Raw genomic sequence first — 12662 nt, 5'->3', positions numbered from 1 at the left:
GCTCACGTGACCGACGGCGCACTGCGCTGCGCGTACCGCAATATTTGCATGGGTTTTGCATAAACCAAGGGTAATTAGCCCTCACGGGGTGCCCCACAAGAGCTAGTCTTGGTGGGACTGTGGATTCAGGACATAGGCCAAGTCGAAGACCGAAACGTATGCACAGGCATGCACAACCTTTACCAGACGGAGAGCAGCATGAGTTCGAGCATGGATACTGGTAAAGGTAAAGACTCGCTGTTACCCGCCCCTACAGACATCGACGCACTGACCAAAGCCGAACACCCCGATCCGTTTGCGGTGCTGGGGCCTCACGCCGATGCTGCAGGCGGGCAGTTTGTCCGGGCTTTTTTGCCCGGCGCGGTCAGTGTCAATGTACTCGCCAGGGATACCGGTGAAGTACTCGGGCGCCTTGATGACGCACAAGTCACCGGCCTTTTTGTCGGGCATTTCACACAGGCGCGGCCGTACTTGCTCCAGGTTGATTGGGGCAATGCCGTGCAAACCAGCGAAGATCCTTACAGTTTTGGTCCGTTGTTGGGTGAGATGGACTTGTACCTGTTTGCCGAAGGCAACCACCGTGATTTAAGCAGCTGCTTCGGGGCGCAATTGCTGGAGGTTGATGGCGTGCCGGGGGTGCGCTTTGCCGTGTGGGCGCCAAATGCGCGGCGGGTGTCTGTGGTAGGCGATTTCAATGGTTGGGATGGCCGTCGCCACCCCATGCGCCTGCGCCACGCCAACGGCGTGTGGGAGCTGTTTGTGCCGCGCCTGCAGGCGGGCGAGGCGTACAAATACGAAATCCTTGGCGCCCACGGCATCTTGCCGCTCAAGGCCGACCCTGTGGCGCTGGCCACTCAGTTGCCGCCTGATACGGCGTCGAAGGTGGCGTCACCCCTGGCCATCGACTGGCAGGATGGTGACTGGATGCAAGCCCGTGAGCAGCGTCAGCGCCGTGACGCACCGTTGTCAATTTACGAGTTACATGCAGGGTCATGGCAGTGCGAGACCGATGATGTTGGCGACATCGAGCGTCAGTACAGCTGGCCCGAGCTGGCCGAGCGCCTGATCCCTTACGTGCAGCAACTGGGTTTCACCCATATCGAGCTGATGCCGATCATGGAGCACCCTTTTGGTGGCTCCTGGGGCTATCAGCCTCTGTCACAATTTGCGCCGACGGCCCGTTATGGTTCGCCTGATGATTTTGCCGCGTTCGTCAATGCCTGCCATATGGCCGGTATCGGTGTGATTCTGGACTGGGTGCCGGCGCATTTTCCCAACGATACCCATGGGCTGGCGCAGTTTGATGGCACGGCGCTGTACGAATACGCCAACCCTCTTGAAGGTTTTCATCAGGACTGGAACACCCTGATTTACAACCTGGGCCGTACCGAAGTGCATGGTTTTATGCTTGCCTCGGCCTTGCATTGGCTCAAGCACTTTCATGTCGACGGGTTGCGGGTGGATGCGGTGGCGTCCATGTTGTACCGCGACTATTCGCGCAAGGCCGGGGAGTGGGTACCCAACCGGCATGGCGGGCGGGAAAACCTCGAAGCGATAGAATTTTTGCGCCATCTCAATGATGTGGTTGCCTACGAGGTGCCGGGTGCGCTGGTGATTGCCGAAGAGTCCACGGCCTGGCCCGGCGTCAGCGAAAGCACCGATCAGGGCGGGCTGGGGTTTTCCTACAAATGGAACATGGGCTGGATGCACGATTCGCTGCATTACATCCAGCAAGACCCGGTGTACCGCGCCCATCATCACAACGAACTGAGCTTTGGCCTGGTGTACGCCTGGACCGAGCGCTTTATCCTGCCGATCTCCCACGATGAAGTGGTGCACGGCAAACACTCGCTGATCGACAAGATGCCCGGTGATCGCTGGCAGAAATTCGCCAATCTGCGTGCTTACTTGAGTTTTATGTGGGCACATCCGGGTAAGAAACTGCTGTTTATGGGCTGCGAATTCGGCCAGTGGCGTGAATGGAATCATGATCAGCAACTGGACTGGTATTTACTGCAATACCCCGAGCACCGGGGGGTGCAAAAACTGGTTGGCGACTTGAATCGTTTGTACCGGGAGCAGCCAGCGCTGTATGAGCAGGATGATGTATCGCAGGGTTTCCAGTGGTTGATTGGCGATGACGCAGCCAACAGCGTTTATGCGTGGCTACGCTGGAGCAAGGACGGTTCGCCCTTGCTGGTGGTGACCAACTTTACCCCGGTGCCGCGCGAAGGTTATCGGATCGGTGTGCCATTTGCCGGTACCTGGCAGGAGGTTATCAACAGTGATTCGGCGATCTATGCCGGTTCCGATTATGGCAATGGCGGCGGGGTGGTGACCCAGGAGGTAGCCAGCCATGGTCAGGGCGTATCGCTGGCCTTGAATCTGCCGCCGCTGGGGGTGCTGATATTGCGGCCGGTGACGGGGTAGAGCAACAGCGCCCTTACCCAGGCCTCACCCTCGGGAGAGGGTTGGGGTGAGGGCAGGCGGGCACCTCGGTATTACAGATGCACCTCAACCGCCAACGGTAAATGATCGGATAAATGGCTCCACGGCTTATTGCCAAGGATCTCTGGATTGTGGCTGCGGGCATTGCGCAAGTAGATACGATCCAGACGCAGAAGTGGCCAGCGCGCGGGATAGCTCTTGGCCACTTGGCCGTGATGGCGCTCAAACACCTCATGCAGGTCGTCACGCTGGCGCAGGGCAGCATTGCCTTGCTGCTTCCAGTCGTTGAAGTCACCGGCAATGATCACCGGCTCATGGGGCGGCAAGGATTTGAGCAGTTGGTTGAGCAACACGATCTGCAGTTGGCGATGGCTTTCCAGCAGGCTCAAATGCACGCAAATGGCATGCACATTGTCATGCCCCGGCACATCCAGCACACAGTGCAGCAAGCCGCGCCGCTCAGGCCCGGTGATCGACACATCGAGATTGCGCGAAGCCTTGATCGGGTACTTGGACAACAGGGCATTGCCGTGATGACCGTCGGGGTAAACGGCATTTTGCCCGTAGGCAAAGTCGCTCCACATGCTGTCGGCGAGGAATTCGTACTGTGAGGTGGCAGGCCAGTCTTCATAACGTGAGGCGTGCTTGCCGTGCTCGCCGAGCACTTCCTGCAAAAACACCAGATCGGCACCGGTGCTGCGCACGGCTTCGCGCAGTTCGGGCAGGATGAAGCGGCGGTTGAAGGCGGTAAAGCCCTTGTGTGTATTGACCGTCAGCACCTTGATTCGATGCACGGCAGGTGCTGTTGCCGGGGTGGCAGATAAAAGTGTATTGCCGACAGCTTGTTCGGTAGGCATGGTCACTCCTCTGTCAGGGGCAGTTTCAAAGCGGCAAGTTACAGTCACAGCTTGCCGCTTTTTATGGGGGTGCACTTGATATTTATCAATACATTCACGACACCTCGGTGTGTTGCAATTCAAACAGCACCAGCGAACGCCCGGTGACATTGTAGGGTTTGTTGAAGGGCAGATGCTGCGGGCCCTTGATGCTCGGGTCAGTGGTGTCGAGCCGGCATGACCAGCTGATGCCGTGGGGCACTTTGGGCAGGTTGAAGTTGACCGGGTCGTGGTTGGCATTGACCACGATCAGCAAGGTGGCATCAGCGCCGGCGCGCTGCACCCCGGATACCTGCGCCCGGCCATCGAGCAGCATGCCCATGCACCGGGCCTCGGCGTCCTGCCACTGTTCGGTGGTCATCTCGTTGCCATCGGCGGCCAGCCAGGTCACGTCCTTGTACTCGGGCGTGTCAACGGAGTGCCCCACCAGGAACAGGCCGCGCCGCAGGATCGGGTACTGCATGCGTAACTTGATCAGGCGTTTGACAAAGGCCAGCAGGGATTTGCCGGTCTTGTCCAGTTCCCAGTTGATCCAGCCGATTTCGCTGTCCTGGCAGTAGGCGTTGTTGTTGCCGTGCTGGGTGCGGGCGAATTCGTCGCCGGCCACGAGCATCGGCGTGCCCTGGGCCAGGAACAGGGTGGCCATGAAATTGCGCATTTGGCGCTGGCGCAAGGCGTTGATTTCGGGGTCGTCGGTGGGCCCTTCGACGCCGTGGTTCCAGGAAATATTGTTGTTGCTACCGTCCTGGTTGTTTTCGTCGTTGGCCTCGTTATGTTTATCGTTGTAGGACACCAGGTCGTGCAGCGTGAAGCCGTCATGGGCGGTAATGAAGTTGACCGAGCTATAGGGCCTTCGGCCCCGGTGGTTGAACAGGTCGGCCGAACCGGTCATGCGCCCGGCAAATTCAGCCAGTTTGCCTTCGTCGCCTTTCCAGAACGCGCGCACGGTGTCGCGGAAGCGGTCGTTCCATTCCGCCCAGCCGGGCGGGAAGCCGCCGACCTGGTAGCCACCGGGGCCACAGTCCCAAGGTTCGGCAATCATTTTTACCCGGCGCAGCAGCGGGTCCTGGCGACAGGCCACCAGAAAGCTGTGACGTTCGTTGAAGCCGTCGTGATAGCGCCCCAGAATCGTCGCCAGGTCGAAGCGGAAACCGTCGACGTGCATCTCCCGGGCCCAATAGCGCAGCGAGTCAGTGACCATCTGCAAGACGCATGGATGGCTAAGGTCCAGAGTGTTGCCGGTGCCGGAATCGTTGATGTAGTAGCGCTTGTCCTCGGGCATCAGGCGATAGTACGAGGCGTTGTCGATGCCGCGCATGGACAGGGTCGGACCTTGTTCGTTGCCTTCGGCGGTGTGGTTGTAGACCACATCCAGAATCACCTCGAGGCCGGCCTTGTGCAGGCGCGCCACCATCTCCTTGAACTCGGCAATCTTGCCGCTGGCCAGATAGCGCGGGTCGGGGGCAAAAAAAGCGATGCTGTTGTAGCCCCAATAATTGGTCATGCCTTTTTGCAGCAGATGCTGGTCATTGACGAAGGCATGCACCGGCAATAGCTCGATGCTGGTTACGCCCAGGTCGGTGATGTGCTCGACCACTTCATCGATCATCAAGCCGGCAAAGGTACCACGCACCGCATCCGGCACGGCGGGGTGGCGCATGCTGATGCCGCGCACGTGGGCCTCGTAGAAGATGGTGCGTTCCCAAGGCACGCTCAAGCGGTGGTCATGACCCCAGGTGTGCGCCGGGTCGATGACCTTGCACTTGGGCACGAAGGGCGCGCTGTCCCGTTCATCAAAGCTCAAGTCGGCATCCGGGTGACCGATGGTGTAGCCAAACAGGGCCTCGGACCACTTCAGTTCACCCACCAGCTGTTTGGCGTAGGGGTCGATCAGCAGTTTGTGGTGGTTGAAGCGATGGCCATTTTCCGGGTCGTAGGGGCCATGCACGCGATAACCGTAGACCTGCCCGGGATGGGCGTCCGGCAGATAGCCGTGGAAGGTCTCGTCGGTGTACTCGGGCAGCTCGATACGCTCCAGCTCGACCTCGCCTGCGGCATCGAACAGGCACAGCTCGACCTTGGTGGCATTGGCCGAGAACAGGGCAAAGTTGACGCCCAGGCCATCCCAGGTGGCCCCAAGGGGGAAGGGCAGCCCTTCGCGGATGCGCAAGGGGTCGCCAGTGGGCGGTGCTGACGTGTGTTTACTCATGACCTGCTCCTGCACAACCGGATTTTTGGGTGTAGGTGGCCTGTGGGGGCGGGCTTGCGATTGCACTTCTGCGGTTCAATCCGTTGGCCGGGTTGAGGCAATCGCGAGCTGGCGCTCCCACAAGGGGGAAGGTGGACTCAAGACGAGGCAGGCTTGCGCGGTGCCCGGGGCTTTTTCTCCCCAGCAGGTTTTGCTGCGGCCTTGGCCTTGGTGGCCTTGGGGGCTGCCTTGGAGGGGGCCAGGGCTTGTGCCTGGGCCAGTTTGTGGGCCATTTCCCAGTGACGCGCCTCCTGGCCCTCCGGGCGACCTTCAGACTCCCAGATCTGATAGGCAAATTCACGAATGTGCTTGTCGTCATTACTCATGGTGAAGCTCCTTGCTCATGGGTGATTTAGCGGTCTCGCTCGTGGGCTTGCTGGCGGGCGCAGGCCAGCAGTTCAAAACGTTGAGTGGCATCGATGGCGTCCAGCAAGGTATTGCCGTCGCCCGGCAGACGTCGGCACCAATTGGGGTGGCCGCTGACGGTGCCGGGCAAGTTGGCTTGCTCCTCGAGCCCCAGTGCATCTTCGATTGGCAGCAGTACCAGCGGCGCACGGGTGTGCCCCAGATAACGGATGCTGGCGTCCAGTGTCGGAGCGTTGCCCTGGGCTTCTTCCTGAAAGTTTTGCGGATCCAGGCGCAAGGCCAGATCCAGGCCTTCGCACTCGCGCTGACGGCTTTCGCGCCAGTGGTGTGCAGTGACCGGGTCAATCAGGCCCAGGCGTTCATTCCAGTCGATATCGCGTCCGTGCAGCCAGCCGGTGAGTGTCGGCAGGTCGTGGGTGCTGGTGGTGGCCAGGGCATCGTCCGGCCAGTCCAGAATCGGTTTGAAGCGCGCGCCGTAGTCCTGCTCGAACAGCAGCACGCGAATGCCCAGGATTGCCCGCTCGCTGAGCTTTTCCCGCAGGCCGTCAGGTACGGTGCCAAGGTCCTCGCCCAGCACGATGGCCTGGTGGCGCACCGATTCAAGGCACACCAGGCGCAGCAGGTCGTCGATCGGGTAATACAGATAGGCGCCTTCATCGGGCGAAGCCCCCAGGGGTATTACCCACAGGCGCTGCAAACCCAGCACATGGTCGATGCGCAGCCCGCCAGCATGGGCAAAATTGGCCCGCAGCATCTCGATAAAGGCACGAAAACCATTGCGCTTCAGGCCTTCGGGGGAAAACGCCGAGATGCCCCAGCCCTGGCCCGCGCGGTTGAGTGCATCGGGTGGCGCGCCCACGGTCAGTTGCGCCAGCAGTTCATCCTGGCGGCACCAGGCCTGGCTGCCGGCACCATCGGCACCCACGGCCAGGTCGGCGATCAGGCCGATGGCCATGCCGCTGCTACGCGCCGTGGTCTGGGCCCGGTCCAGGCAGCGGGCGATCAGCCATTGGCAAAAGGCGTAATAACCGATGAGCGCCTGGTGCCCCTCGGCAAACCGCAGTAGCGCCGGGCTGTCCGGGTTGCGCCATTGTTCGGGCCACTCGCGCCAGTCGAAGCTGTGATGCCCGGCCACACAGGTTTCCTGCAGGGCCTCAAAGCGGCAGTGGTTTTCCAGTGCTTCGCCACCCAGCTCGCGAAAGTGATTGAAGTCGGCCAGCAGCGGGTGTTCGTCCCGGGCAAAGTCGTTGTAGAGCTGACGCAGCAATGTCTGTTTGGCCAGGGTTGCGGCTGGCCAGTCGATCAGCGGCAACTGTTCAAGGCGTTGCAGTTCGTCTCTCAGGCCTGTGGCTTCAATGGCCCTGTGCAGTGCCTCCTCGCCAAGGATACTGGCGGGTGCTGCATACAGGCTGTTGAGAAACAGGCGACTGGAAGGTGAGTACGGGCTGTAATGTTTGGGCGCGCTGCTGAACATGGCGTGCAGGGGGCTGATCGCCAGCGCATCGGCGCCGCGCTCACCCACAGCCTGCAACAGGGTTTCGAGTGCCCGGGTATCACCAAAGCCGCCATCGCCGTGGCGCCGCAGCGAGTACAGTTGCACGCTGACACCCCATGCCCGTGGCGCTGTCTGATGCAGGGCATCGCCGATACTGAAGCACCTGGCCGGGGCCACGGCCAGGGTGAACTGTTGATCTTCCAGCTGCACCCGGTGGTAGCCGACGGGGATCATGCCCGGCAACATGGCGTCGGCATCCAGCTGGATTGGCAACGCATCGCCGTTCTCCAGATGCACGATGCACTGACTATGGGCGTGAAAGTAGCGTGACAAGTCCAGGGCCTTGCCGACGTCTGCCGTGAGCAAGGGCGGCAGGCGTTTGTTCTGCTGCTCCAGTTGCAGGTTGAGCAGACTGGTTTCGATGGCTTCGGCGCTGTCGGCGGGCAATCCCAGCCCCGCCAGAATGGCCTCCAGCACCTGTGGCCTGACCCTCTGTGGCTGGCCGTTGGCATCAATCCAGTCAACGGCCAGTCCGGCCCGGCCGGCGAGTACTTCAAGTTGCGCTTCGCTCATTGGCGGTTCCCTTGATGGCGATAAATGAACGAACGTCAGGCAGATCCGCAGGGCTCATGGCTTCACGGTGCGAAGCAATGACTTGGCAACCAGTTGCTCATACAGCTCGGCATAGGGTTCCACGGCCTTGCACCAGTTGAATGGAGCGGCCATTGCGCGGCAGCGCATGGCATTCAACAGTTTGGGGTAGCTGAACACCTTGAAGGCGCGCTTGAGTGCTTCCTCGTAGCTGGCCACGGTGGACTCGTCGAACAGAAAACCGGTCACGCCGTTTTCGATGGTGTCCGCCAGGCCGCCGGTGTTGCGCGCTACTGGCAGCGAGCCGAAGCGTTGTGCATACATCTGGCTCAAACCGCAGGGTTCATAGCGCGAGGGCATCAGCAAAAAGTCGCTGCCCGCGAACATGCGCCGTGCATCGGTTTCATTGAAACCGATGCGTACTCCGATCTGACCCGGGAAGCGCAAGGCAAGTTCACGCATGGCCTGTTCTTCTTCGGGTTCACCGCGGCCGATGATGCAAATCTGCCCGCCCGAAGCGACGATAAAGGCGGCCACGGCTTCGGTGAGGTCCAGGCCCTTCTGGTAAACCAGGCGCGACACGACGGCAAACAATGGCCCTTTGGAAGGGGTGAGGCCGAACAGGGTACGCACATGGGTGGTATTGACGGCGCGGGCATCCCAGTCACCGATACCGAAGGGCGCCACCAGATGGGGGTCGGTGGTGGCTTCCCAGCTTTCATCGATGCCATTGGGAATACCGCTCAACAGGCCTTGCTGGGTCTTGCTGGCCAAAAAGCCATCGAGCCCGCAGCCAAAGGCCGGGGTGGTGATTTCGGCGGCGTAGGTCGCGCTGACCGTAGTGATGTGGCTGGCGTAGGCCATGCCGGCCTTGAGAAACGACAGTTTGCCGTAGAACTCCATACCGTCCTGTTGCAGGGCATGGTGCGGGATGCCCAGCTCCGGGCAGCAGGCGCGGCTGAATACGCCCTGGTAGGCGAGGTTGTGAATAGTGAACAGGGTGGGGGTGCGTTGCCCGCGCCAGTGCATATAGGCCGGGGCCAGCCCTGCAGGCCAGTCGTGGGCATGCACGAGGTCGGGTTGCCAGTGTATCTGTGCCAGATTGGCAGCGATATCGGCTGCAGCCAGCCCCAGGCGGGCGAAACGGATGTGGTTGTCGGGCCAGTCGCGGCCATTGTTGGCGCCGTAGGGCGTGCCTTCGCGCTCATAAAGCTCAGGGCAGATCAGTACATAGATGACCAGGCCGTCGGTCATGTCCATGCGTCCGATCTTGCAGGCGGGCAGGGCGGCATGGCCACCGAGTTCACCGATGATGTGGATCGGGTTGTCGCTGTTGAGCACTTGTGGGTAGCCGGGGATCAGCACCCGTACATCATGCAAGTGACGCATGGCCCGCGGCAGTGCTGCCGACACATCACCCAGGCCACCGGTCTTCACCAGGTCGGCCAGTTCGGAGGTGACAAACAGCACCTTCTTTTTATTGGGATTGGCGTTTATCACCGCCAGCGCGGGCCTCCCTGCAGGGGCCAGATCTGGCAGTGAAATCAGCTCATTCACAACTTGCGGGGTCAGACGTTCTTCTTGATGTGGCGCAGCAGCACTGATCATGAATCTCTCCCGTTGTATTTATTGATCTGCTAACGGCCACCCGGCCGGCACTTCCCCACTGACTGATCGGCCATGTCATCCACGGCAAAAATGCGTAAAAGATGATTTGGGCACTGCAAGGAATGCACCAACAGCTGCAACCCAGCCCCAAGTTGGCCTATCACGGGCGAAGAAGATCCGATTATTCAAATACGACAAATACACGCCGTAGATGCGACAGCGTTGAGTGTAGAAGAGATGGGTCAAGCTGCTAGCTAAAGTCAGTGTTTTTTGTAAGACAATGAGAGTTGTCTTGTAGGAAAAGTATCTATCACAAAGTCTGTTTCAGTTTTTGTAGCAGCTGACGAGCGGAGCGAGGCTGCGCAGCAGCCGTAAAATCAGACACTGCGATATGCTAGCCCAATCGGGTTCGCAGGGTTCACTGCCGCTACGCGCCCGAACGCAGCCTCGCTCCGCTCGTCAGCTGCTATGGGGATGGGGGGCGGTTCTGCAAAATAACAGGGCGCGCGCACCGATGTGGTGCGCGCGCCTCGCGTATTTCAGTTGCCAGGGTACTCGGCGATCACCTGGTCTTTACCGTCGTTGTCCAGGCCGATCACCTGGTAGGCGTCCTTGCGGTCACCCATTTCCATACCCGGCGAGCCCATTGGCATGCCCGGTACAGCAATACCCTTGAGGTCGTTGCGCTGGGTCAGTGCCACCACTTGTTCGGCAGGCACGTGACCTTCAACGAACTTGCCGTTGATCACTCCGGTATGGCACGACGCCAGCCGGGGCTGCACGCCGAGGCGCTGTTTGACGCTGGCCATATCCGTTTCTACATGGTCATTGACCTTGAAGCCGTTGCTCTCAAGGTGAGAAATCCAGGCTTTGCAGCAGCCGCAGTTGGCATCGCGGTGCACATCAATGGTCAGTTGTTCGGCCGCTTGCGCCAAAGAGGTCAACAACAGGGCCGAGAGTGCGAAAAGGCGCAATGGAGTCTTCATCGAGATCCTCTATACGAAAAAACGTCAGCCTGAGCGACAGGGACTGTCAGGCAACTGATGGACAGATGACAAATCTGTCAGGTTGGGGCGCTTTGGGTGGAATCAAGGCACTATAACCTCGTTCCCTTAATCGCTCACTTTTCTGATGTGTACCGTATATGGCGCTTGCCGTTCCACCCGATTTGTCTGACACCGATGTGCGGGTACAACCCTTGGCGCGTACTTATCCCCGTGGCCTGTATATCGAGCCGCATCAGCACGAGTGGGGGCAGTTGCTCTACGCAAGCAGCGGCGTGATGTGGGTCGATACCCCGGATGAAGCCCTGGCCGTGCCACCACAGCGGGCGGTGTGGTTGCCGCCGCAGGTGCCCCACGGGATTCGCGTGGTGTCGGATTTGCAGATGCGAAATATCTATTTGCCACCCAAGCTGGCCAGCACCCTGGACCGTCGTGTGCAGGTGATTGAAGTCGGCCGCTTGCTCAGAGAGCTGATTATCAAGTTGGTGGAGCGGGCGGACGGGCAAACGTCCTACACCGAGGCTCTGCTCAATCTGACGTTGCTGGAATTGCAGCGGGCCCGCCGAACCCAGCTTAAGGTGCCCATGCCCGATACCCCGGACCGGCGCCTGCTCAACCTGTGCCAGTCGGTCATGGCCAGCCCTTCGCTGGATATCGCCTTTGAGCAACATGCCGAGAACGCCGGGGCCAGTGTACGAACCCTGGCCCGTCTTTTTCAGGGCGAACTGGGCATGGGCTTCGCCCAGTGGCGGCGGCAGGTGCAATTGGCAACCGCCGCGGCCGAGCTGATCCAGGGCGCTTCTGTCAGCCAGATCTCACGTTCGCTTGGTTATTCGCCCAGCAGTTTCAGCGATATGTTCCGACGCGAGCTGGGTGTGAGTCCTTCTTTGTATGCCTCAGGTCAGGTAGCAGAGATCTGAACTTGTCCGGCAGACAGAAGGCATTGGCAGAAGCACCACGCTTGTCGGCCATAAACTGGGGCATCTCTACAGCATCCAGAGGGCTGAATATGAAAGCACTGCAATTTTCCAAAACCGGTGATCTGGCGGCGCTGAACCTCGTTGAGTTGCCGCTGCCGGTACCTGGTGCCAATGAAGTGCTGGTGCAGGTCAGGGCTGCGGGCCTGAACCCCAGCGATGTGAAAAATGTACTCGGCCGTTTTCCCTACACCACCTTGCCCCGCGTGCCCGGTCGGGATTTTGCCGGGGTGATCGTGGATGGACCGCAGGCGTTGGTGGGGCAGGAAGTCTGGGGTACGGGTAAGGAACTGGGGTTCTACCGGGACGGTTCTCATGCGAGCTATTTGGTCTTGCCGATTGAAGGCGTTGCGCTGAAACCCAAGTCGCTGAGTTTTGAGCAGGCCGCCAGCCTGGGCGTGCCTTACACCACGGCGTGGGATGCTCTGCAACGAACGGGTGTAGGCGCGGATACCCGTTTGCTGGTGATCGGTGCCAATGGCGCGGTAGGCACCGCGGCTATCGCGCTGGCGAAAGTGCTTGGCGCGCGGGTGCTGGCGGCGGTGCGTCGTATCGAGCAGGCGCAGGTGCTGCTGGAGCAGGGCCTTGAAGTGCTGGTTCTGGATAAACCGGAGTCGCTGGGGGCTCAAGTGAGTGAAGTATTTGCAGGTGGCGCTGAAGTGATTTTCGACACCACTGGCCATTGGTTGCCAGCGGCAGTGTCGGCGTTGCGCACTTTCGGGCGAATCGCCTTTATTGCCGCACCGCTGGACGGTCATGTGCATTTGCCTGCGCTGGCCCTGTATCGCAAGGGCGGGTCGCTGGTCGGGGTCAACACGCTGCTGTATAGCTGCGGCGATTGCGCGCAGAGGCTCAATCAGTTTGGCCAGTACTTCGATCAAGGGCTGTTGCCGGCACCGGGTGGTTTTCAGGAAGCGGCCCTGGCGGATGGACTGGCCTGTTATGCGCAGGTCAATGAAGGTGCGTGCGCCAAAGTGGTGCTGATCCCGTAGGCACTGCCTGAACTGTGGGAGCGAACAGGCTCGTTCC

General features: G+C 60.3%; 9 protein-coding genes. 3 read left to right on the top strand and 6 right to left on the bottom strand.

Features of this window, described 5'->3' with window-relative positions:
• Window positions 1-198: 198 nt before the first annotated feature.
• A complete protein-coding gene (gene glgB, locus EQV96_RS03985; protein ID WP_240881392.1) occupies window positions 199-2430 on the top strand; it encodes a 1,4-alpha-glucan branching protein GlgB in 2232 nt (743 codons plus the stop codon).
• Window positions 2431-2501: 71 nt separating this feature from the next.
• Here the strand turns inward: glgB and EQV96_RS03980 are convergent, their stop codons facing one another.
• From EQV96_RS03980 to EQV96_RS03955, 6 genes are all read right to left on the bottom strand, one after another.
• On the bottom strand, window positions 2502-3305 hold the full coding sequence (locus tag EQV96_RS03980; RefSeq protein ID WP_095002370.1) for an endonuclease/exonuclease/phosphatase family protein: 804 nt from the start codon (window positions 3303-3305) through the stop codon (window positions 2502-2504).
• A gap of 94 nt (window positions 3306-3399) precedes the next feature.
• On the bottom strand, window positions 3400-5553 hold the full coding sequence (gene glgX / locus EQV96_RS03975) for a glycogen debranching protein GlgX (RefSeq protein ID WP_095002371.1): 2154 nt from the start codon (window positions 5551-5553) through the stop codon (window positions 3400-3402).
• Window positions 5554-5690: 137 nt separating this feature from the next.
• Entirely contained in the window at window positions 5691-5918 is a 228-nt protein-coding gene (locus EQV96_RS03970) for a DUF2934 domain-containing protein (RefSeq protein WP_095002372.1), read from the bottom strand.
• A 26-nt stretch (window positions 5919-5944) separates the two neighbouring features.
• Window positions 5945-8026, bottom strand: coding sequence for a 4-alpha-glucanotransferase (gene malQ, locus EQV96_RS03965; protein ID WP_095002373.1), 2082 nt, complete (start codon window positions 8024-8026; stop codon window positions 5945-5947).
• Window positions 8027-8080: 54 nt separating this feature from the next.
• The gene (gene glgA / locus EQV96_RS03960; RefSeq protein WP_095031872.1) at window positions 8081-9652 is read right to left on the bottom strand and encodes a glycogen synthase GlgA; all 1572 of its coding nucleotides are present in this window, start codon (window positions 9650-9652) and stop codon (window positions 8081-8083) included.
• 539 nt (window positions 9653-10191) lie between these two features.
• Window positions 10192-10638, bottom strand: a complete 447-nt coding sequence (locus EQV96_RS03955; protein ID WP_095002375.1) for a DUF411 domain-containing protein — start codon at window positions 10636-10638, stop codon at window positions 10192-10194.
• Window positions 10639-10796: 158 nt separating this feature from the next.
• On the opposite strand from EQV96_RS03955, the gene EQV96_RS03950 reads away from it, so the two are divergent.
• Both EQV96_RS03950 and EQV96_RS03945 read left to right on the top strand, forming a co-directional pair.
• Window positions 10797-11576, top strand: coding sequence for a helix-turn-helix transcriptional regulator (locus EQV96_RS03950; RefSeq protein WP_095024276.1), 780 nt, complete (start codon window positions 10797-10799; stop codon window positions 11574-11576).
• Window positions 11577-11665: 89 nt separating this feature from the next.
• Window positions 11666-12625 (top strand): zinc-binding alcohol dehydrogenase family protein, encoded by a 960-nt coding sequence (locus EQV96_RS03945; protein WP_240881386.1) that lies wholly within the window; start codon window positions 11666-11668, stop codon window positions 12623-12625.
• Window positions 12626-12662: the final 37 nt, after the last annotated feature.

It is taken from the genome of Pseudomonas sp. TMW22080 (assembly GCF_022496745.1).
In the GTDB taxonomy this organism is placed as follows: Bacteria; Pseudomonadota; Gammaproteobacteria; order Pseudomonadales; family Pseudomonadaceae; genus Aquipseudomonas; species Aquipseudomonas bubulae.
This window is presented reverse-complemented; position numbering and strand designations above follow the sequence as displayed.

What these genes read in the sequence shown, in the direction of transcription:
- glgB (WP_240881392.1), top strand. Translation starts at nt 199, where the DNA reads ATGAGTTCGAGCATGGATACTGGTAAAGGTAAAGACTCGCTGTTACCC.
- EQV96_RS03980 (WP_095002370.1), bottom strand. Translation starts at nt 3,305, where the DNA reads ATGCCTACCGAACAAGCTGTCGGCAATACACTTTTATCTGCCACCCCG.
- glgX (WP_095002371.1), bottom strand. Translation starts at nt 5,553, where the DNA reads ATGAGTAAACACACGTCAGCACCGCCCACTGGCGACCCCTTGCGCATC.
- EQV96_RS03970 (WP_095002372.1), bottom strand. Translation starts at nt 5,918, where the DNA reads ATGAGTAATGACGACAAGCACATTCGTGAATTTGCCTATCAGATCTGG.
- malQ (WP_095002373.1), bottom strand. Translation starts at nt 8,026, where the DNA reads ATGAGCGAAGCGCAACTTGAAGTACTCGCCGGCCGGGCCGGACTGGCC.
- glgA (WP_095031872.1), bottom strand. Translation starts at nt 9,652, where the DNA reads ATGATCAGTGCTGCTGCGCCACATCAAGAAGAACGTCTGACCCCGCAA.
- EQV96_RS03955 (WP_095002375.1), bottom strand. Translation starts at nt 10,638, where the DNA reads ATGAAGACTCCATTGCGCCTTTTCGCACTCTCGGCCCTGTTGTTGACC.
- EQV96_RS03950 (WP_095024276.1), top strand. Translation starts at nt 10,797, where the DNA reads ATGGCGCTTGCCGTTCCACCCGATTTGTCTGACACCGATGTGCGGGTA.
- EQV96_RS03945 (WP_240881386.1), top strand. Translation starts at nt 11,666, where the DNA reads ATGAAAGCACTGCAATTTTCCAAAACCGGTGATCTGGCGGCGCTGAAC.